General features: G+C 71.6%; 22 protein-coding genes. 13 read left to right on the top strand and 9 right to left on the bottom strand.

Annotation, left to right across the window (positions count from 1 at the left end; genetic code table 11):
* Window positions 1-20: 20 nt before the first annotated feature.
* The 5 genes from BLS95_RS27865 (at window position 21) to BLS95_RS58130 (ending at window position 5,864) form a co-directional block, all read left to right on the top strand.
* Complete coding sequence (locus BLS95_RS27865; RefSeq protein ID WP_090937450.1) at window positions 21-959, top strand: ABC transporter ATP-binding protein; 939 nt, start codon at window positions 21-23, stop codon at window positions 957-959.
* Window positions 956-1,708 carry an ABC-2 family transporter protein gene (locus BLS95_RS27870; RefSeq protein WP_090937454.1) on the top strand — a complete coding sequence of 251 codons (753 nt, stop codon included), beginning with the start codon at window positions 956-958 and terminating at the stop codon, window positions 1,706-1,708. The genes BLS95_RS27865 and BLS95_RS27870 overlap by 4 nt, the downstream gene beginning before the upstream one ends.
* The gene (locus BLS95_RS27875) at window positions 1,701-2,498 is read left to right on the top strand and encodes an ABC transporter permease (protein ID WP_218136008.1); all 798 of its coding nucleotides are present in this window, start codon (window positions 1,701-1,703) and stop codon (window positions 2,496-2,498) included. The genes BLS95_RS27870 and BLS95_RS27875 overlap by 8 nt, the downstream gene beginning before the upstream one ends.
* 96 nt (window positions 2,499-2,594) lie before the next feature.
* Window positions 2,595-3,992: a glycoside hydrolase family 28 protein gene (locus BLS95_RS27880; RefSeq protein ID WP_218136009.1), complete on the top strand. Its 1,398-nt coding sequence runs from the start codon at window positions 2,595-2,597 to the stop codon at window positions 3,990-3,992.
* A gap of 186 nt (window positions 3,993-4,178) precedes the next feature.
* Entirely contained in the window at window positions 4,179-5,864 is a 1,686-nt protein-coding gene (locus BLS95_RS58130) for a PQQ-dependent sugar dehydrogenase (protein ID WP_143043900.1), read from the top strand.
* A gap of 40 nt (window positions 5,865-5,904) precedes the next feature.
* On the opposite strand, the gene BLS95_RS27890 is transcribed toward BLS95_RS58130, so the two are convergent.
* The 3 genes from BLS95_RS27890 to BLS95_RS27900 all read right to left on the bottom strand — a co-directional run bounded on the left by BLS95_RS27890 (window position 5,905) and on the right by BLS95_RS27900 (window position 7,708).
* Window positions 5,905-6,366, bottom strand: a complete 462-nt coding sequence (locus tag BLS95_RS27890; protein WP_090937463.1) for a hypothetical protein — start codon at window positions 6,364-6,366, stop codon at window positions 5,905-5,907.
* 45 nt (window positions 6,367-6,411) lie between these two features.
* Window positions 6,412-7,059 (bottom strand): HD domain-containing protein, encoded by a 648-nt coding sequence (locus BLS95_RS27895; protein ID WP_090937466.1) that lies wholly within the window; start codon window positions 7,057-7,059, stop codon window positions 6,412-6,414.
* A 214-nt stretch (window positions 7,060-7,273) separates the two neighbouring features.
* On the bottom strand, window positions 7,274-7,708 hold the full coding sequence (locus BLS95_RS27900; protein WP_176993410.1) for an ATP-binding protein: 435 nt from the start codon (window positions 7,706-7,708) through the stop codon (window positions 7,274-7,276).
* A 218-nt stretch (window positions 7,709-7,926) separates the two neighbouring features.
* On the opposite strand from BLS95_RS27900, the gene BLS95_RS27905 reads away from it, so the two are divergent.
* Window positions 7,927-8,142, top strand: coding sequence for a hypothetical protein (locus tag BLS95_RS27905; protein WP_143043901.1), 216 nt, complete (start codon window positions 7,927-7,929; stop codon window positions 8,140-8,142).
* A gap of 54 nt (window positions 8,143-8,196) precedes the next feature.
* Here the strand turns inward: BLS95_RS27905 and BLS95_RS27910 are convergent, their stop codons facing one another.
* Window positions 8,197-10,479, bottom strand: coding sequence for a xanthine dehydrogenase family protein molybdopterin-binding subunit (locus BLS95_RS27910; protein WP_090937475.1), 2,283 nt, complete (start codon window positions 10,477-10,479; stop codon window positions 8,197-8,199).
* 55 nt (window positions 10,480-10,534) lie between these two features.
* Between BLS95_RS27910 and BLS95_RS27915 the strand changes: the two genes are divergently transcribed.
* The gene (locus tag BLS95_RS27915; protein ID WP_245765315.1) at window positions 10,535-11,023 is read left to right on the top strand and encodes an MSMEG_6728 family protein; all 489 of its coding nucleotides are present in this window, start codon (window positions 10,535-10,537) and stop codon (window positions 11,021-11,023) included.
* 11 nt (window positions 11,024-11,034) lie between these two features.
* On the opposite strand, the gene BLS95_RS27920 is transcribed toward BLS95_RS27915, so the two are convergent.
* The 3 genes from BLS95_RS27920 to BLS95_RS27930 are packed head-to-tail and all read right to left on the bottom strand — an operon-like array spanning window position 11,035 to window position 13,930.
* Entirely contained in the window at window positions 11,035-12,492 is a 1,458-nt protein-coding gene (locus tag BLS95_RS27920) for a multicopper oxidase family protein (protein ID WP_090937481.1), read from the bottom strand.
* The gene (locus BLS95_RS27925) at window positions 12,489-12,893 is read right to left on the bottom strand and encodes a hypothetical protein (protein ID WP_218136010.1); all 405 of its coding nucleotides are present in this window, start codon (window positions 12,891-12,893) and stop codon (window positions 12,489-12,491) included. The genes BLS95_RS27920 and BLS95_RS27925 overlap by 4 nt, the downstream gene beginning before the upstream one ends.
* Entirely contained in the window at window positions 12,890-13,930 is a 1,041-nt protein-coding gene (locus tag BLS95_RS27930) for a carboxymuconolactone decarboxylase family protein (protein WP_090937483.1), read from the bottom strand. Before BLS95_RS27930 ends, BLS95_RS27925 begins: the two co-directional genes overlap by 4 nt.
* 191 nt (window positions 13,931-14,121) lie before the next feature.
* Here BLS95_RS27930 and BLS95_RS27935 point away from each other — a divergent pair, with 191 nt between their 5' ends.
* The 3 genes from BLS95_RS27935 to BLS95_RS27945 all read left to right on the top strand — a co-directional run bounded on the left by BLS95_RS27935 (window position 14,122) and on the right by BLS95_RS27945 (window position 17,565).
* Window positions 14,122-15,330 (top strand): sensor histidine kinase, encoded by a 1,209-nt coding sequence (locus BLS95_RS27935; RefSeq protein WP_090937485.1) that lies wholly within the window; start codon window positions 14,122-14,124, stop codon window positions 15,328-15,330.
* Window positions 15,327-15,989, top strand: coding sequence for a response regulator (locus BLS95_RS27940; RefSeq protein ID WP_090937488.1), 663 nt, complete (start codon window positions 15,327-15,329; stop codon window positions 15,987-15,989). Before BLS95_RS27935 ends, BLS95_RS27940 begins: the two co-directional genes overlap by 4 nt.
* Window positions 15,990-16,161: 172 nt before the next feature.
* Window positions 16,162-17,565: an LCP family protein gene (locus BLS95_RS27945; protein ID WP_090937491.1), complete on the top strand. Its 1,404-nt coding sequence runs from the start codon at window positions 16,162-16,164 to the stop codon at window positions 17,563-17,565.
* A 112-nt stretch (window positions 17,566-17,677) separates the two neighbouring features.
* On the opposite strand, the gene BLS95_RS59150 is transcribed toward BLS95_RS27945, so the two are convergent.
* Entirely contained in the window at window positions 17,678-17,800 is a 123-nt protein-coding gene (locus BLS95_RS59150; protein ID WP_281250043.1) for a hypothetical protein, read from the bottom strand.
* 16 nt (window positions 17,801-17,816) lie between these two features.
* Between BLS95_RS59150 and BLS95_RS27950 the strand changes: the two genes are divergently transcribed.
* On the top strand, window positions 17,817-18,488 hold the full coding sequence (locus BLS95_RS27950) for a cytochrome P450 (protein ID WP_090937494.1): 672 nt from the start codon (window positions 17,817-17,819) through the stop codon (window positions 18,486-18,488).
* On the opposite strand, the gene BLS95_RS59885 is transcribed toward BLS95_RS27950, so the two are convergent.
* Complete coding sequence (locus tag BLS95_RS59885; RefSeq protein WP_090937497.1) at window positions 18,451-18,612, bottom strand: DUF3073 family protein; 162 nt, start codon at window positions 18,610-18,612, stop codon at window positions 18,451-18,453. The two genes, BLS95_RS27950 and BLS95_RS59885, sit on opposite strands and share 38 nt — an antisense overlap.
* Window positions 18,613-18,699: 87 nt before the next feature.
* On the opposite strand from BLS95_RS59885, the gene BLS95_RS27960 reads away from it, so the two are divergent.
* Both BLS95_RS27960 and BLS95_RS27965 read left to right on the top strand, forming a co-directional pair.
* Window positions 18,700-19,032, top strand: a complete 333-nt coding sequence (locus tag BLS95_RS27960) for an ArsR/SmtB family transcription factor (protein ID WP_090938046.1) — start codon at window positions 18,700-18,702, stop codon at window positions 19,030-19,032.
* Between the two features lie 202 nt (window positions 19,033-19,234).
* Window positions 19,235-20,113, top strand: coding sequence for a 1,4-dihydroxy-2-naphthoyl-CoA synthase (locus BLS95_RS27965; protein ID WP_090937503.1), 879 nt, complete (start codon window positions 19,235-19,237; stop codon window positions 20,111-20,113).
* The last annotated feature ends 25 nt before the right edge of the window (window positions 20,114-20,138 follow it).

Raw genomic sequence — 20,138 nt, forward strand, 5'->3', positions numbered from 1 at the left:
GGCGGCGGAAAATCTTCGACATGATCCGGGTAGACGGGTTGACCAAGGTCTTCCGCCGCCCCCGCACCTTCTCCGGCCCGCTGGGCACGTTACGCACGCTGGTCACCCGCCAGTACGAGGAGAAGAGCGCCGTGGCCGGCGTCACCTTCGAGGTCGGCGAGGGCGAGGTCATCGGCTATCTGGGGCCCAACGGCGCCGGCAAGTCCACCACCATCAAGATCCTCACCGGCATCCTCACCCCGACGAGCGGCACCGTGGAGGTCAACGGCCTGGTGCCCTGGCGCGACCGCTCGGCCAACGCCCGCAACGTCGGAGTGGTCTTCGGCCAGCGCAGCCAGCTGTGGTGGGACCTGCCGCTGATCGAGTCCCTGCGCCTGGTCGGCTCGCTCTACGACGTTCCCGCCGCGCGCTTCGCGACGTCGCTGAAGAAGCTGCGCGACCTGCTCGGGCTCGACGACTTCCTGGACACCCCGGTACGCCAGCTCAGCCTCGGCCAGCGGATGCGCGGCGACCTGGCCGCGGCCGTCCTGTACGAGCCCCCGCTCCTCTACCTCGACGAGCCCACGGTCGGGCTGGACGTGCTGGCCAAGGAGGCCGTACGCGAGTTCATCGTGGAGACCAACCGCACCGGGCGCACCACCGTCGTCCTGACCACGCACGACCTGGCCGACGTCGAGGCGCTGTGCCGGCGGATCATCCTCATCGACCACGGCAGGGTGCTCTTCGACGGCGCCATCGACGCCCTGGTCGACCAGCCCAGGCGGCTGGTGGTCCTGCTGGAGTCCGGGCCCGGGCAGGTGCGCGGGGTGTCGCGGGACGCCGACGGGCGCTACGTCTTCGACATCCACGACGACCTGCCGGGCCTGATCGCCTCGATCGCCGCCGAACACACCATCCGCGACCTGTCGATCGAGGAGCCGGACCTGGAGAGCGTGATCAAGGGCATCTACGCCCGATGATCCGCATCGGGTTCCGCCTCGCCCTGGCCTACCGCAGCAACATCCTCATCACCTGCGTGACGCTGGTCGCCCAGGTGTTCCTGCTGCGCATGATCTGGACCTCGGTCTACGGCGCCCGCCCCGCCGCCGGGCTCCCGCTGGAGGCCCTGCTGGCCTACCTGACCCTGGCCAACCTGCAGGCCTTCGCCACCCACACCATCGTGGTCAGCACCGCGCACCACCGCATCCGCGTCGGCACGGTCTTCTTCGACCTGGCCCGGCCGGTCGGCTACCTGCGGCAACTGGCCTCCTTCCAGGTCGGCAACACGCTCGGCGGGCTCTGCCTGCTGGCCCCGGTGGTGCCGGTGGTCCTGCTGGTCGGCTCGATCACCGCGCCGGCCGACGGCCCCGGCTATCTGCTCACCCTGGTCCTCGGCTACGTGATCGCCGTGGAGCTGGCGCTGCTGATCAGCCTGGCCGGATTCTGGATGACGGAGACCTCGGCGGTCGCGCTCTTTCACCGGCTGGTCAGCCAGTTCTTCGCCGGGACGATGGTGCCGCTGACCTACTTCCCCGGTTTTCTGGGCGTGCTGGCCGAGGCCCTGCCCTTCAAGTATCTCGGCTACGTGCCCGCGGCCGTCTATGTCGGGCAGATATCCGATGTCTCGGGTGCGGTGGCGATCGCGGTCGCCTGGGTCGTGGGCCTGGCAGGGCTGCTCGTACTGACCTGGTCCCGGGCCCGCCGCAGGGTGGTGATCCAGGGTGGTTGAGGTCCTGCGCGCCCTGCGCCTGTACGTCCTGCTGCAGCGCGCCTCCGCCCGCGGCGCCATGCAGTACCGCCTGAACACCGTGATCGGCATCCTCTGCGGCGCGGTCTGGCAGGGCACCGGCTTCGCCTTCGTCTGGGTGGTGATGACCACCTTCCCGTCGCTGGCCGGCTGGGGCCTGGCGGAGATCGCCTTCCTGTACGGCCTGCGCCTGACCGCCCACGCCCTGGCGATGATCCCCATGATCAGCGTGAACGACATCCAGTGGGTGGTGCGCGAGGGGGAGTTCGACCGATTCCTGCTGCGCCCGCTCAATCCCCTCGTCCAGCTCATGGGCAACAGAATGGGCATCGCCCAGTTCGGCGACCTGCTGGTGGGCGTGACGCTGCTGGCCGTCGCCGCGCAGCACGCCCACGTCCGGTGGGATGTCTGGCTGGTCGCCTTCTGCCTGGCGGCCATCGCCGGTGGCGCCCTCATCGAGGCGGCCTTCTTCCTCGCGCTCTGCTCGCTGGCGCTGCGCATGATCGACACCTTCCAGCTGCGGGTGTTCGTGGACGACGTCTTCAGCAAGTTCGGCTCGTACCCGATGAAGATCTTCGGCGGGGTGGTCGAGTGGGTGCTGACCTTCGCGCTGCCGGTGGCCTTCGTGGCGTACGTGCCGGCGAGCGTCGTCCTGGGCAAACTGGACAGCCCCTGGGCGCCGGCCGCGCCGGTGCTGGGGGCCGGGCTGATCGTGCTGGCGTACCGCATCTGGCGTCGCCAGCTGGACCACTACCAGAGCGTCGGCCACTGAAGGGGATAAAATTAACTTCGTCAAGATTTGAATTCCATCAGGGCACCCCTTACGCTCCAGAGATCCGATGTCTCCCCCGACACCCCGGTGGTGCCCATGCCTTCCCGACGCTCCCTACTGAAGGCCGGCGGAGTTCTCGCCGCCGCCACGATCGTTCCCGGAACCACAGCCACGCAGGCCGAGGCCGCTTCATCCGATCCGTGGCGCAAGGTGCCGGACATCCTGCGCAAGATCCGTCCTCCTCGTTTCCCGGACCGAAGGTGGGACGTCACCGCGTTCGGCGCCGTGGGTGACGGCACCACGGACTGCACGGCCGCGTTCAAGGCGGCCATCGCCGAGTGCCACCGCAGGGGCGGCGGGCGGGTCGTGGTGCCGCCTGGGCGGTTCCTCACCGGCGCCATCCACCTGCTCAGCGACGTCGAGCTGCACGTGTCCGAGGGCGGCGTGATCGCCTTCAGCACCGACCCGAACGCGTACCTGCCGGTGGTCCTCACCCGGTGGGAGAGCACGGAGTGCTACAACTACAGCCCCTTCATCTACGCCTACGGCCGGCGGAACGTCGCGGTCACGGGCAAGGGCACGCTCGACGGCCAGGCCCGGCAGGGACCCTGGGAGAGCTGGTACGCCAACAGCGGCCCGCAGAGCGCCGACCAGAAGGCGCTGCGCAAGATGGGCGACGACGGCGTGCCCGTCGAGCAGCGCGTGTTCGGGGCGGGCCACTACCTGCGCCCCGCCATGGTCCAGTTCGTGAAATGTCAGAACATCCTGGTCAGTGACGTCACGATCCTCGAACCACCCATGTGGACCGTGAACCCGGTCCTGTCCAGGAACGTCACCGTACGCGGCATCACCGTCGTCAGCACCCTCTACAACACCGACGGCTGCGACCCCGAGGCGTCGTCGTACGTGCACATCAAGGACTGCCGCTTCAACACCAACGACGACTGCGTGGCGGTCAAGTCGGGACGGGACGCCGACGGCCGCCGGGTGGGCGTGCCCAGCGAGAACATCGTCGTCCAGGACTGTTACTTCTCCGGCCGGTGGGGCGGCATCACGGTGGGCAGCGAGATGTCGGGCGGCGTGCGCAACGTCTTCGCCGAGCGGTGTGTGATCAACTCGCCGGACTTCCCCGGCAACTATCCGGTGAAGTACCCGGTCTACCTCAAGGCCAACAAGAAGCGGGGCGCCTACATCGAGGGCGTCTACGTGCGCGACTTCACCGGCGGGAACGTGGAGCGCGAGGTGATCTTCGTCAACATGGCCTACAACAACGAGGCCGGCGCCGAGCCGCTGTCGGTGCGCGACATCCGGATGGAGCGGACCCGGCTCGACGGGGCCGGCGCCGTGCTCAACCTGGTCGGCCTGGAGACCGACCACCTGGTGGACGTGCGGCTGGAGAAGTGCGAGTTCACGAACGTGGCCGGGCCGGACAAGATCGCGTTCACCGACGGCCTGCGCCTGCGGAAGGTGTTCGTGAACGGCGTGGAGCAGTAGGGCGCTTGCCGTCCCCGGCGACGCCCGGGCCGGGACGCCGGTCCGGGGCGTCGCCTGAAAGTTTCACCGCCGCGAGGCCATCGCCGCAGATCGCGGGATCGTACCGGCCGCGATGATTGAGGTCCGGTCACCGTGGTGCCTACGGTGCTGGCATCCGTCCACGGTGATCCGGTCAAGGAGTCCGTCATGCGCGCCCGTGTCATCCCGGCCCTGATCCTGGCCCTGGTCGCAATGATGATCAATGTCCCCGAGGCACGCGCCCAGGTGGTGGGCGGCTTCGACTTCTCCAGGGCGGAGGTCTCCGTCACGGGCCTGCAGGTGCCGTGGGCGCTGGCGTTCCTGCCCGACGGCAGCGCGCTGGCCTCCGAGCGGAACACCGGCCGGATCATGCGGGTGCGCCCCGGCCAGGCGCCCGCCCAGGCGGCCGTGATCAACGGGGTGAGCGCCTCGGGCGAGAGCGGCCTGCTCGGCATCGCCGTGTCGCCCTCCTACGCCCAGGACGGCTGGGTGTACGCCTACTTCACCAGCACCAGCGGCGACAACCGCCTGGTCAGGTTCCAGCTCAGCGCCCCGCAGACGCAGACGGTGCTCTTCTCCGGCGTCCCGAGCGCCACCATCCACGACGGCGGCCGCATCGCCTTCGGCCCGGACGGCATGCTGTACGTGGCCACCGGCGACGCCGGCGCCACCAGCAACGCGCAAAACCTCAACAGCCCCGCCGGCAAGATCCTGCGCATGACGCCCACCGGCGGCATCCCCTCCGGCAACCCGTTCGCGAACTCGCGGGTCTGGAGCTACGGCCACCGCAACGTGCAGGGGCTGGCCTGGGACGGCCAGGGCAGGATGTACGCCACCGAGTTCGGCCAGAACACCTGGGACGAGATCAACCAGATCGTCGCCGGCGGCAACTACGGCTGGCCCACGTGCGAAGGCAACTGCGGCAACAGCTCCTTCCGCAACCCGATCGTCACCTGGACCACCGCCCAGGCGTCGCCCAGCGGGCTGGCCTACGCCAACAACACGCTGTTCGCCGCCGGACTGCGCGGCCAGCGGCTGTGGGCGGTGCCGCTGACCGGCAGCGGCTCGGCGGGCACGCCGGTGGCCGAGTTCCAGTCCGCCTACGGGCGGCTGCGCGCGGTCGCGGTCGGCCCGGACGGCTGGCTCTGGGTGGCCACCAGCAACCGGGACGGACGCGGCACTCCGGTGGCCCAGGACGACCGGATCATCCGCGTCCCGCCGGCCACGAGCGGCGGCGACACCACCCCGCCCACCGCGCCCGCCGGCCTGGTCGCCTCGGGGACCACGGCGGCCGGCACCACCCTGACGTGGCGCCCCTCGACCGACAACGTCGGGGTGACCGGCTACGACGTGCTGCGCGCGGCGGGCTCGTCGGGCGGCGCCTTCGCGCAGGTGGGCACCTCGGCGACCACCTCGTTCACGAACACCGGACTGACCCCGGGCACGACCTACCGCTACCAGGTGCGGGCCCGCGACGCGGCGGGCAACCTCTCCCCCGTGTCCAACACGGTCACGGTCACCACCTCGCCCGGCGGCGGCACCGGCGGGTGCTCGGTGACCGCGACCACCCAGTCCCAGTGGCAGACCGGCTACGTGGTCCAGCCCGTCACGGTCACCAACACCGGCACCTCCACGATCAACGGCTGGACGGTGACGTTCTCGCTGCCCAGCGGGCACACCACGACGGGCTACTGGAACGCGGTGATCACCACCGGCGCCCAGACCGTCACGGTCAGGAACTCCCCGAACAACGGCACGCTCGCCCCCGGCCAGAGCACCTCGTTCGGCTTCCAGGCGAGCCGCCCCGGTGGCGACTCCCAGACCCCCTCCGGCTACCAGTGCACGAGCCCCTGACCTGGTGGACGCCGCACGCCCCCACCGGCCCGGCGGACGGTCACCCCTGCCGGGCAGGAGCCTTGGTGGCGGGCGTGTGGAGCCTGATCTTCGTGTGGCCGTCGAACTCCCCGAAATACTCGTGGCTGGGCACGAGAACGCCGTCGACCAGCGAAGCCCCGCAGAAGTACCTGGCTCCCGGCGCCGTCCAGTAGAGCAGGTCGAGATTGCCGATCCCGGTGTCGAACTCGCAGACGATCCCCGGCTGGTCCGGCGCGTACATCACCAGCAGGTGCGTGTGGCGGCCGATCGGATGCTCCCTGGTCAGGACCACGATCTCCCGGTCGGTCAGGGGCGAGCAGTCGACGACCGTGTGGCTCAGCCGCGTCCAGTCGACCCGGCTGGGCAGCCACGGCAGGCCCCGCAGCCAGCCGTGGAACGCGGTGCAGAAGTCGGCCTCGACACGGTGCGCCCGTCCCGCCCGCATCCACTCGTCGATGTAGCCGTCGTCGATGTAGTCCATGAGGCCCCCTTCCCGGCCGCCCGCTGCGAGGCCGGCCCGCCATGACTACTCGGGCCAGGCGGAGCCCTGGATCGTCGCCACGAAGTCGCCGCGCCGGAATCCCGGCACGAAGTGCTCCAGCACGTCGGCCTTGACGTTGCCGAACGTGGTCTCGGGCCGCGGCGCGATGCCCTCGGTGAAGGCCCGCAGGATGCGCTGCTTGAAGTTGGGGCGCGGGTGCAGGGCCACCACCTCGGCCCGCTCCTCGTCGCTGATGTCGTCGAACCCGATCCCCAGGACGTCGTACTCCACCCCGGCCGTCACCAGCGCGACCTCGGGCTCCATGAACTCCGGGATCCCGGGCGTCGTGTGCAGCGCGATGGCCGTCCACACCCGCCGTACGCTGTCCTCCGGCACGCCCCGGCTCTGCAGGAACCGGCGGGCCTCGTCGGCGCTGTCCACCTCGAAGCGCCGGCCGCTGTCGCGGAACCGCTCGCCCAGCCCCAGGTCGTGGAACATCGCCCCGACGTAGAGCAGCTCCGGGTCGAAGCTCAGCCCGCGGTTGCGCCCCTGCAGGCTGCCGAACCAGTAGACCCGCCGCGAGTGGTGGTAGATCAGCTCGGGCGCGGTGTCCCTGACCAGCTCGGTGGCCTCGACGGCGATCCTGGTGTCCGGTACGGCGACGCCCGCGACCGACTTCTCCCGCACTGACATGGTGAACGTCCTCCAACCCCCGTGATGCTTCCAGCCTGCCTGTATGGCGGCGGGATAGACCACGTCTTCCAGGCCATTAATGCCACAAATCTGGACATGAATGGCCTGGAGACGTGGCCGAGCGATCACGTTCCGTCATCGCGCTCACTACGACAGCCACCCGCCGGCCGCCACGGGAGCGCCGGTCGCGGCCGGGGCGGCACCGTGGTGGGAGCTAGTTCCCGGCCCTGAGCGGCACCACGTTGGCGGCGGTGCCCCGGCGCGGGAGCGCGAACCAGGTGGCCTTGCCCACCAGGTCGGGGTGGGTGACGTAATGCTGGGGATGACAGCCGTAGAACCCGTCGGAGAGCCGGGCCACGATCCGCAGCCCGCGCCCGTGCTCGGCCCCCACGTCGTGAGGCGAGGGGACCGGGAGGATCGGGCTGCTGTCCACGACCACGCACATGATCTCTTTGGCGTCCACGTGGAGAACGAGTTCGTAGGGACCATCGCCGTACATGAGGGAATTGGTGATCAATTCGCTCACCATGAGTACGGCGTCGTCAATGAGGTCCGAAGAAAGGTCGAGTGCGGACAGTTCCTGGCGAATGACGGCGCGCGCCTGGCCGACCGTCCGGGGATCCTCGCGCAGCTGCCACGCGTGCCGCATGCTGCTCCGTCGAGCTGAGGGCAGCGTGGTCATGGCATGCCTTTCCTGGGCCGAGGGACAACGGATGCGCATTTCGCTCAACAAAACGAGCTCCCTGTGGATGGGCGTACGCGGCTGTCGAAAGCTGTACGCACGAGAAGCCGCTTTGGGTCGATTCTTTGGCGAGAAATCACGATTTTTTTCGGCGCGGCGCGTCGGCCAGGGGTACGGACTCTGCCATGAGCAGTACGCACGAACACACACCCGAGCCCGCGATGGACACCGAGCCACTCCAGGAGCCGCGCCAGGGCCCGCGCCCCGAACGCGCCCGGCCCGAAGCCACCCGGCGTCCGCGGGAACGCGCGCAACGCCCTGACCCGCCCAAGCCCGCCGGCAGGATAGCGATGGAGCAGGCGCTCTTCGAGTCCGGCAAGGAGCTGAAGGACCTCATCTGACCCCGGTCATCGACCGGCCGATCCCGGCACCCGGGCCCCGATCAGCCGGTCTCCTCATGTACGCAGCAGGGACCAGACGGCCTGCGGGGTGAGCGGGACGTCCGTGACCCGTTCGGCGATCTCCGGCAGTGCGGCGGCCACCGCGTTGGCGACGGCGGCCGGCGGGCCGATCGTGCCGGACTCGCCGCAGCCCTTCATGCCGCCCGGCGTGATCGGCGAGGGCGTCCGCAACATCACCACCTCGATGTCCGGCACCTCGCGCGCGGTCGGCAGCAGGTAGTCGGCCATCGGCTGGCCGTCGGCGGTGTAGACGATCTCCTCGGTCAGCGCCTGCCCGATGCCCTGCGCCACGGCGCCCCTGAGCTGCCCCTCCACCACGGCGGGGTTGACCAGCACGCCGGAGTCGTTGACCACCCAGTAACGCTCGACCTCGACCGCGCCCGTCTCCGGATCGACGGCCACCGCCGCGGCGTGCGCGCCGTAGGCGAAGGTGTAGGCGGCCGGGTCGTAGCTGGCGCGTTCTTCCAGGCCGGGCGTGACGCCCTCGGGCAGGTCCCAGCCGCGCCACGCCGAGGTGGCCAGCTCCCGCAGCGTCACGGAAGCGCGCGGGTCGCCCTTCACCCGCACGACGCCGTCCGCCAGCTCCAGGTCGCCCGGGGCCGCCTCCAGCCGGTGCGCGGCGATGGCCACGAGCTTGTCCCGCAGCCGGGCCGCGGCCCGCGCGAGCGCCCCGCCGCCGACCGCCATCGACCGGCTCGCGATAGACCCGATCGCCGAGTACGGCGTCGCCGCCGTGTCCCCCAGCACCACCCGTACGCGGTCGATGGGCACCCCCACCCGGTCGGCCGCGAGCTGGGCCAGCGTCGTCTCGATGCCCTGCCCGATCGAGACCACCCCCGAGGACACGACCACGGACGTGTCCTGCTCCATCCGCAGGACCACGCTCTCGTAGCCGCCCGCCTGGATGCCGGCGCCCCGGAGGTCCGTGGACGGGCCCATGCCGGTGGTCTCCACGTGGCAGGAGTATCCGATGCCGCGCCTGCGCCCGTCGTCCCGCTCGACCGGCTTGACAAGGTCGCGCAGGGTCCGCAGGGCCCGCGGGTAGTCGCCGGAGTCGTAGGGCTGGTGAACCCGCGTCGTGTACGGCAACTCGCCGGGCCCCAGCATGTTCCGCAGCCGCAGCTCGATGGGGTCGAACCCGAGCCTGCGGGCCGCCTCGTCGATCAGCCGCTCCCTGGTCAGGGTGGCCTCGGGCTGGCCGAAGCCGCGGTAGGAGCCGGCCGGGGTGGTGTTCGTGGCCACGCCGCGCACGCGGACCGCGACCCGGTCGAACCGGTAGGGACCGGGCATCATCGTAGCCGTCACCGCGAACGTCGCGGCCCCGTTGTTGGCGGGATGGGCGCCGAGGTCGCCGATGACGTCCACGTCCAGCGCCACGAACCGGCCGCCGCCGTCCAGCGCCAGCCGTCCCCGGTGCACGGCGGCCCGCGCGGCCAGCGTGGCGGTCAGCCGGTCGCCCGGCGCCTCCGACCAGCTCACCGGGCGGCCCAGGCGCCGCGCGGCCAGGCAGATCAGGGCCTCGTCCGGGTAGAGGTGCTCCTTGGCGCCGAACCCGCCGCCCGTGTCGCGGCTGATGACGCGCACCTGGTCGTGCCCGAGCCGGAAGGCGTCCGCCAGGTGCTCGCGTACGTGGTGCGGCGCCTGCGAGGAGATGTGCACGGTCAGCTCGTCGCCGTCGTAGCAGGCCACCACGCCGCGCGGCTCGATCGGGTAGGGCGAGCACCGCCCCATGGTGAACGTCATCTCCACCACGTGCACGGCCCCCGCCACGGCCGCCGCGCAGTCGGCGTCGCCGAGCGTGAAGTCGGTGAGGACGTTGGTGCCCAGCTCCGGGTAGAGCAGCGGGGCCCCGGCGGCCAGTGCCCGCTCGGCGCCCACGACCGCGGGGAGCTCCTCCAGCTCCAGGTCGATGAGGTCGGCGGCGTCCCTGGCGGCCTCCGGCGTGTGGGCGACGACGACGGCCAGTGGCTGGCCCGCGTACCTGATCTCGTCGTCCAGCACCCGGTAGGACGTCATCCGCTGGCCCGGCGCCACGCTGACGCAGGGCAGGCGCAGGTCAGGGGCGTCGGCGGGGGTGATGACGTCGAGCACGCCGGGCAGTGCCCGGACCGCCTCGGTGTCGCAGCCGAGCAGCCTGCCGTGCGCGACGGGGCTGCGCACCACCTGGGCGTGGGCGGTGCCGGGGAGCCGGACGGCGCCCACGTACCTGGCCTTGCCGGTGAGCAGCCGGGCGTCCTCCCGGCGGGGCGTCCGGGCGCCGACATACCTGTCGTCCATGGCCTGATTTTGAACGCCCGTCACCGGGCGGTCTATACGATCCGCGAGAAAGAGCATGTCAGCCGAGGTATCGATGCAAACATTCCTGCCATATGCCGACTTCGCCGCCACGGCCGCGGTCCTGGACCCGCTGCGGCTGGGCAAGCAGCGGGTCGAGGCCCTGCAGGTGCTGCGTGCCCTCACCGTCCCCGGATACGGCTGGCGCCACCACCCCGTCGCCAAGATGTGGGCCGGTTACGAGGAGGCGCTGGTCCGCTACGGCCTCGAAGTGTGCGACCGCTGGTGTGCCACGGGCCGCCAGGACACCTGCGCCGCCACGATGATCGGCGAGCTGGCCGGCCACCGGGGCGTCCCCGGCGTGCGTAGGCAGCCGGAGCTGGCCGCCGCCGGCGAGCTGCCGCCCTGGCTCGGCTGCGAGGCGCTGCACCTCAGCCACCGCTCCGCGCTCCTGCGCAAGGACCCCGGGCACTACCGGCCGCTCTTCGGCGACGACCCGGACGACCTGGCCTACGTCTGGCCCCTCTCCGACCGCCTGCCCGCCTGACCACGCCCTGGTCACACCACCTCGAAGGCGGCCATCATGGCCATGTCCTCGTGTTCGAGGTTGTGGCAGTGGAGCACGTAGCGGCCGCGGTAGTCGGTGAACCGGGTGACGATCTCGACGGTCTGCGCGTCGCGCAGCTCGACGGTGTCCTTCCACTCCGGCGGCCCGCTCCGGCGCTCGCCGTTGACCGACACCACCTGGAACTGGTCCAGATGCAGGTGGACCGGGTGGGCCACGTCGCTGGTCAGCCGCCAGACCTCGACGTCGCCGAGCTTCGGCCTGGCCTCCATCCGCCGCGGATCGAACGGCCGGCCGTTGATCAGCCAGCCGGTGCCCCCGTGCAGGCCGCCACTGCTGAACTCGAAGTCCCGCGTCACGGCGGCCCTGCCCGGGTCGAGCGCCTCCACCGTGGCCAGCCGCGCCGGCACGGCGGAGTCGTCGGCCTCGTCCCGATCGACCGCGAACCGCATCACCCGGCCCTGCGCCCCCTCCCCCGCCAGGTTCCGCAGCTCCACCCGCCGGCCCAGCTCGTAAGCGGAGAAGTCGACGACCACGTCGGCCCGCTCGCCCGGAGCCAGCCGGATCGCCTTCACCGTGCGCGGCGCGGCCAGCAGCCCGCCGTCCGTGCCTATCTGGATCATCGGGCCCCCGGTCGCCAGCTCGTACGTCCGGGCGTTGGAGGCGTTGCACAGCCGCAGCCGGTATCGAGCCCTGGCCACCCGCAGCTCCGGCCACGGCGCCCCGTTCACCAGGATCACGTCGCCGAGCACGCCCCCCATGTACGCCTCCCGCACCCCGGGCCGCCCCTCCAGCCCCGGGTACAGCAGGGTGCCGTCGGCCGCGAACGACCGGTCGCAGATCAGCAGCGGCAGGTCGCGTTCCCCGCCGGGCAGGGGCAGCGCCGCCTCCTCCTCGTCGCGCACCAGGAACATCCCGGCCAGCCCGCGCCATACCTGCGGCCCGGTGCGGTCCATCCGGTGGTCGTGGTACCAGAGCGTGGCGGCCCGCTGCCGCAGCGGGTAGGCGTACTCGCGGGCCGCCCCCGGGGCCACCAGGTCGGTGGGGAAGCCGTCGGACTCGGCCGGGGTGTGCCCGCCGTGCAGGTGCAGCACGGTCGGCTCGCCGAGCCGGTTGACGAGCTTCACGACGATGGGCCGGCCGCTGCGCGCCTCGATGGTCGGCCCGGGGAACGTCCCCCCGTAGCCCCAGATCGGCGTGCGCAGTCCCGGCAGCACCTCCGCCTCGGCGGCCCGCTCGTCCAGCTCGTAGTAGTCCACCGCGCCCGTGGTCCGTACGGGCTTGGCCACCTCGGGGATCGGCAGCGGCACCGCGTACGGGCTGGGCAGGGGCGCGGCACTGGCCAGCAGCTGCGGCTGCGGGGTGCCCGCGAGCAGCCCGCAGCCGGAGGCCCCCGCCGCGAGCGCACCGAGCCCGGCCAGCCGCAGCACGTCCCTCCTGGTCGGCCTCATGCGGTGGCGGGGCGGGACATGACCCGCTGGAGCTGCATGACACCGCCGCCGAACAGCATCACCCCGAGCGGCACGTGCACGGCCTTCACGTGCGCCATGCCCAGCGCCGCCGCGACGACGGTGAACACCAGCATCGACGCGGCCAGCGGCACGAACTTGGCGGGCCCGCCGCCCGGCCGCCAGACCAGGATCGCGAGGACGAGGTGGAGCAGGCCGAGGACGGTCACGGCGATGGCCGAGGCCAGGTGCAGCGGCCGGCCGCCGGGCGAGGACAGCAGCAGCCCGGCGGTCACCGCCTGCGCCAGCAGCGCGATGACGTGCAGGACCACCACGGCCCGCAGGGCCCGCACGGTCCACGATTCCTGGGCGGGCCGGGCGGCGAGTGCGGATGACGCGGTCATGATCTGTCTCCCGAGGTCGGTGTTTCCGTGGTGGTGGAGGACTCCCCGATGAGTACGGCGGTGCGCTCGGTGCCCCGCATGGCGCCGAACGCGCACAGCCGTACCAGGTCCTCGTCTGTCATGGACGGGCTGGAGTCGCGCCAGGCGGCCACGTCGGCGTCGGTCAGCCGGTACGGCGCGAGCGCGACGAGCAGCGCGATCCTGGCCCCGGCCCGCTCCCCGGCGGGCAGGCCGGCCAGCGGCCGGTCCAGCCAGTCCCCGCCCATCGGCGGATGCGAGCCGTCCCAGGCCCCGACCGCCCCCGCCACGGCCGCCCGCGCGGCCTCGCCCAGCAGGTCGGCACCGGCCCCCGCGACGGCGCCGAGCACGGCGTAGGCGGCCCCGGCCGGCGTGCCCGCACCCCAGGCGGGCTCAGGCAGCGCGGGCAGGCCGGCGATCAGCGGCAGGCTCCGGCCGGGCGCCGTCCGCCGCCGGGTCTTGCGGGCCAGCGTCAGCCCACCCAAGCTCCTGACCAGGCGGGAGTTCTGCAGGTTGGCCGGCAGCAGGTTCTCGGTCAGCAGTGCCGAGACCATCCGGTTGATGAAGTGGAAGGCCAGCGCGGTGCCGACGTACTCGGGGGCCAGCTTTGCGGCGAAGGGCCGGGGGACCCCGCCGTCGCGCGCCTTGGCCCAGGCCAGCAGCCTCGCCTGCGCGGGGTCGGCCGGCGCGCCACCGCCGGCCACGGCCTCGCCGAGCCGGTGGTCACCGGTCGCGTGCAGGAACGTCGTGTGCGCGGCCACGCAGAACGGGCACTTGTTGACCATCGACACGCCCAGTGCCACGAGCTCCTTGCCGGTCCTGGGGGCGTTCCCGGTCAGCAGCGACTCGCGAAGGGTCGCCCAGGTCGCGGCCAGCACCTCCGGCGCGGGCGACAAGGTCAGGAATATCGGCATGCGTGCCATCCCGACCTCGTCCGCGAACTGCGCGTAGACCTGGGCGACCCGGCCGGTCGCCGCCGGGGGCTCCACCGGCGTGACGTAACGGAAGCCGGCCATCATCCGGCCTGATCTCGAATCATCTCCATGCCGGACATCGTGGTGTTTCGCCTGGTGAGAAGTCGTCGTGCCCGGGGAGACTCCTGCCGTACGACCCGTGGAGCAGGATCGGCGGGAGTACCACGCGGGGAGTAGGCGAGATTTACGCCCTGGCGCGGAGGAGAGTTGTCCTGTCCAGGATCTAATGTGCAGGAATGAGCTCTCCGCACGGATGGCGCCCGCTCGCCCTGGACGCCGCGCTCGCCGCCGTGGTGGCCACCCTGCAGACGTCCACCGTGCTGGCCAATCCGCGGGCCGGAGCCGTGGATCTGGTCGCCGTCCTGATCGGCTCGGTGGCACTGGTGGCCTGGCGGCGCGCCCCCCTGGTGCCGCTGGTCGTCAGCACGCTCGGCATGCTGATCTTCTCGGTGCACGCGCTGCCGGGGCCGCAGGCCGCGTTCCCGGTGATCGGGGCGGTCTTCGGCGCGGCCAGGGCGGGATACCGGGTGGCGTCGGCGCTGGCGGGCGCGGTGTTCCTGGGGGTGAGCCTGGCGACGAACCTGGCGGTCGCCGCCCAGCAGGACACCCAGAACCTCGTCCAGAGCACGGTGTTGCTGCTCGGCTGGTTCATGGCCGCCGGGGTGGCGGGGGTGATGACCCGGCACCGGCAGGCGTACCTGGAGCAGGTCGAGCAGCGTGCCGTGGAGGCCGAGCGCACCCGCGAGGAGGAGGCCCGCCGTCGTGCGGGCGAGGAGCGGCTGCGCATCGCCAGGGAGCTGCACGACTCGCTCACCCACAGCATCTCGATCATCAAGGTCCAGGCGGGGGTGGCCGTCCACCTCGCGCGCAAGCGCGGCGAGGAGGTGCCCGCGGCGCTGCTGGCCATCCAGGAGGCCAGCGGCGATGCCATGCGCGAGCTGCGCGCCACGCTGGAGGTCCTGCGCGACGACCCCGGCGACGGGAACGGCTCGGGCTGCGTGACCGGCTCGGGCGACCCGGACGACGGGCCGCGGGCGAGCGGGCTGGACCGGCTCGACGACCTCGTCCGGCGGGCCCGCTCGACCGGCCTGCCGGCCACGGTGACGGTCTCCGGCGTCCGCCGCGCGTTGCCCCCCGAGGTGGACCGGGCCGCGTACCGGATCGTGCAGGAGGCCCTCACCAACGTCGCCAAGCACGCCGGCGGGGCACGGGCGTCGGTGCGCGTGGACTACCGCGGCGAGGAGCTGGTCGTGCAGGTGGACGACGACGGCCGGGCCGGCGGGGCCGCGTCGACCGTGCCCGGCGTGGGCCTGCGCGGCATGCGCGAGCGCGTCACGGCGCTGGGCGGCCGGCTGCACGCCGAGCCCCGGCCCGGGGGCGGCTTCACCGTACGCGCCGAGCTGCCGCTCGACGGCGCCCGGCTTCCTGCTGGAGAGAGCGCATGATCCGGGTACTGCTCGTGGACGACCAGGCACTCATCCGCGGCGGCTTCCGCGCCCTGCTGGAGGCCGAGGAGGACATCGAGGTGGTGGCCGAGGCCGCGAACGGCGAGCAGGCCGTCGCCCTCGCCGTGGAGCACCGGCCCGACGTGGCGCTCGTCGACGTCCAGATGCCGGTGATGGACGGTATCGAGGCCACCCGGCGGATCGCCGCCGACGAGCGGCTGCGCGAGGTCCACGTGGTGATCCTCACCAACTACGGCCTCGACGAGTACGTCTTCGACGCGCTGCGGGCCGGCGCCGGCGGTTTTCTGGTCAAGGACACCGAACCCGCCGACCTGCTGCAGGGCGTCCGGGTGGCGGCCCGCGGCGACGCGCTGCTGTCCCCCGCGATCACCCGCCGCCTGATCGGCGAGTACGTCGCCCGCCGCCCCCAGCCGGAACCGGCCGGACTGGACGTGCTCACCAACCGCGAACGCGAGGTGACCGCCCTGGTGGCCCGCGGCATGTCCAACGACGAGATCGCCGCCCATATGGTGATCAGCCCGACCACCGCGAAGACGCACGTCAGCAGGGCGATGACCAAGCTGCATGCCCGCGACCGCGCCCAGCTCGTGGTGTTCGCCTACGAGTCGGGGCTGGTCGCCCCCCGGTCGCGGCCCTGACGCGCTGACGGGCCCGGGGCGCTCACGTTCCTGTGAAAGCTCCCAGAGTGGCGGGGCATCGTCCACGACACCGTGGGACTTCAGTAAACTCGGCTCGTCCAACCGGCCGAGAACTGTACGGCGAGGCTCTTGGCCAACGCGGCGGCCCTCGGCCTCGTTCCTCTGGAGTCACGTGAGCAGCGGGCTTGTCGACGCGCCGCCATCCGAGCCGAGCGCACCACCCCGGCGGCACCGCCACTGGCTGCGCTGGGGGATCGGGATCGCGGTGACCGTCGTTCTGCTGGCGGCGGGCATAGCGGTGGGCGTCGCCGTCAAGCTCAACGGCAACATCAAGCACATCGACGTCGCCGCCGACCTCGGCGCCACCCGGCCGCCCAAGGTCGCCGGCACCGCGATGAACGTCCTGATCGTCGGCTCCGACCAGCGCGACGGCAAAAACGCCAAATACGGCCACCACATCACCGGCGAGCGCACCGACACGATCATGCTGGCGCACGTGTCGTCCAAGCGCGACAACGCGATGGTCGTCAGCTTCCCGCGTGACTCGCTCGTGCAGTTGCCCGCCTGCCGCGCCAGCGGGGCCCTGCCGGGGCAGCGGCCGCACCTCGGGATGATCAACGAGTCGTTCAACTCCGGCGGCATCGGCTGCACCTGGAAGACGATCGAGTCGCTCACCCACATCCGCATCGACCACTTCGTGAAGGTCGACTTCACCGGGTTCAAGAGCATGGTCGACGCCGTCGGCGGCGTGCAGGTGTGCCTGCCGACGCCGGTGAACGACAAGAAGGCGCTGCTGCGCCTGCCGGCCGGGCGGCAGACGCTCGACGGCGAGCAGGCGCTCGGCTACGTACGCGCCCGCTACAGCCTGGGGGACGGCTCCGACATCGGGCGCATCCAGCGGCAGCAGATGTTCATCGCCTCGATGGTCAAGAAGGTGATGAGCGGCGAAACCCTCACCAACCCGGCCAAGCTGCTGTCCTTCCTCGACGCCGGCACCAAGGCGGTCACCACCGACCCCGACCTGACGCCCGGCGTCATGAAGGACCTCGCGGTCAGCCTGCAGGGCCTGGACGCCGGGAGGATCCGTTTCATCACCACCCCGTGGCACTACTCGCTCACCCAGCCGGGACGGGTCGAGTGGGTGCAGCCGCAGGCGGGCAAGCTGTTCCAGATCGTGGCCAAGGACCAGAGCGTCGACGGCGTCAAGGGCGGCCAGGCCAAGGTGGGCCGGACCCAGATCCAGGTCGAGCTGCGCAACGGCACCTGGCGCAGCGGGCTGGCCACCGAGGTGGCGGCCTTCCTGGAGCAGCGCGGCTACCACATCGCCAAGATCGGCGACTCCTCCAAGAAGCCGCAGCCGAAGACCACCGTCATGTACGGCGCCAACGGCGAGACCCGGGTGCCCACCCTGACCGGCGACCTGCTGAGCAGCACGACGAGACAGGTCCCTGGGGCGCGGACCAACCGGCTGGTGCTGGTGGTCGGCGACGACTGGAAGGGCCTCAAGCCGCAGCGGGCCGACGACACGGAAGCGATCAAGGGCTTCGACGCCACCCACGACACCTGCGCCGCCTGACCCCGCGCCGCCCGCACGATCGCTGGTCGAGGACCTTCGAGGAGGGCGGCGAGGGTGTCCACGACCCGGCGGGCGTCGGGGGTGGCCGAGGGGTCGAGCAGCCACTGCGGCATCAGGGCGCGGGCCCCCACGACGACATCGCCGCGATCGCGGCGGCGCGGATCGCCACCTGGCCGCTGGGCAGGCCCTCCACGCTGCGCGACCGGCTCCAGGACATCACGCTGGAGGTCATCATCCGGCTGATTTTCGGTATGAGGGACGCCGGGCGCGTCGCCCGGCCGCGCGGGCTGCTGCCCCGGCTGATCGCGACGGGCGGCACCGACGTGCTCGGCCGGCTGCTGGAGACCGAGCCGGCCGACCAGGAGATCCGCGACGAGCTGATCACCATGCTCGTCGCCGGTCACGAGACCACCGCCACCGGCCTGGCCTGGGCCTTCGAACGGCTCGTGCGCATGCCCGAGGTGATGCGGCGGCTGCCGGACGACGAGCCCTGCCTCGACGCGGTGGTCAAGGAAGTGCTACGCGTCCGGCCAGTCGTCCACGAGGCGCCGCGCCTGCTCGACGCCCCGCTCGAACCGGGTGACCACGAGATCCCCGCCGGCTGGTACGCCGGGCCGTACATCCCGCTCGTGCACCACGACCCCGCCGCCTTCCCCGAGCCCGCGGAAATCCGTCCGGAGCGCTTTCTGGAAGGGCGCCAGAGCAGGTCCTGGATGCCGTTCGGCGGGGGACGGCGATTCTGCGTGGGTGCGCGGCCGGCCCTGCTGGAGATGCGCGTCATCATCCGCGAGGTGCTGCACCGCCTGGAGCTCACGGCGCCCGGTCAGGGGCCGGAGGCCAGGCGGCTGAAGAATGTCACCCTCGCGCCCGCGAAGCTGATGCGCGTCATCGCCCGCGCTCGGACTCCTGCTCGGACGGCGTAGCCTCCTCATGACGCTCGTCTGCGCCGAGCTCCTGCCGGAGCCTGTCGTAGTCGATGTGGTGGTTGGTGTACTTCAGCTGGCGAGCGACCTTCGTCTGCTTCGCCTTGGCTCTTCCTCGGCCCATGGCTACTCCCTAGTCCCCGCTGTCATGCTATCCAACAACGTTACGACTTGAAGAATTATGCAACTGCGCTGGATTAGTCTGGGCTATATGCACGTGGAGGTCCACCAGGCCAAGGCCGACTTCTTCAGAACGCTCGGCCACCCCGCTCGCATCCGGGTGTTGGAGCTTCTTCAGGAAGGGCCGCTTCCCGTCAGGGATCTGCTGGCTCAGATCGACATCGAGGCTTCGAGTCTCTCCCAGCAACTGGCCGTCCTGCGCAGGGCGGGGATCGTGAGCGCGATCCGCGAGGGCAGCACCGTGGTCTATACGCTGGCGACCCCCGAGCTGGCCGACCTGCTCGGAGCCGCCCGCCGAATCCTTACCGACATGCTCGCCGACCAAGGGGAACTGCTCGCGGAGCTGCGGGCCGAGGTCACCTGACCGGCACCCGTACTCACTTGACCAGGCCCGCCGCCGCAGGTGCCCAGGACACCACCCGGTGAAGGCGGCGGGCGCCGTCGAACGCGCCATGCCCGGGATGCACCGCCGGGTCGGGCAGGCTCGACCACGGCCTGCGCCTGGGCAGGGCGCGGAAGGAGTGGGGCCGAAAGGGCCGGAAGGCAGATCGACTAGGCTCTCGGCCATGGTCTCCGAGCTGTTCGATCCCAAGGCGTGGCAGGCGGTCGAGGGATTCGACTTCACCGACATCACCTACCACCGGGCAGTCGACCAAGGCACCGTGCGCATCGCCTTCGACCGCCCCGAGGTGCGCAACGCCTTCCGCCCGCAGACGGTCGACGAGCTCTACCGCGCGCTCGACCACGCCAGGCAGACCACCGACGTCGGCTGCGTGCTGCTGACCGGCAACGGCCCCTCGCCCAAGGACGGCGGCTGGGCCTTCTGCTCGGGCGGCGACCAGCGCATCAGGGGCAAGGACGGCTACCAGTACGCCGACGGCTCGGCCGCCACCGGGCGCCTGCACATCCTGGAGGTGCAGCGCCTGATCCGCTTCATGCCCAAGATCGTGATCTGCGTGGTGCCCGGCTGGGCGGCGGGCGGCGGCCACAGCCTGCACGTGGTGTCCGATCTGACCCTGGCCAGCGCCGAGCACGCCCGGTTCAAGCAGACCGACGCCGACGTGGCCAGCTTCGACGGCGGGTTCGGCTCGGCCTACCTGGCGCGGCAGGTCGGACAGAAGTTCGCCCGCGAGATCTTCTTCCTCGGCGACACCTACACCGCGGCCGACGCGCACCGCATGGGCATGGTCAACGCCGTGGTCCCGCACGAGGAGTTGGAGGCCACGGCCCTGGAGTGGGCGCGCAAGGTCAACGGCAAGTCGCCGACGGCGCAGCGCATGCTGAAGTTCGCCTTCAACGCGGTGGACGACGGGCTGGTGGGGCAGCAGGTGTTCGCCGGGGAGGCGACGCGGCTGGCGTACATGACGGACGAGGCGGCCGAGGGCCGCGACTCGTTCCTGGAGAAGCGGGCCCCCGACTGGTCGCCCTTCCCCTGGCACTACTGAACCCTCGCACCGCCGGACCCCGGGC

This window comes from Nonomuraea jiangxiensis (assembly GCF_900099965.1).
Lineage (GTDB): Bacteria > Actinomycetota > Actinomycetes > Streptosporangiales > Streptosporangiaceae > Nonomuraea > Nonomuraea jiangxiensis.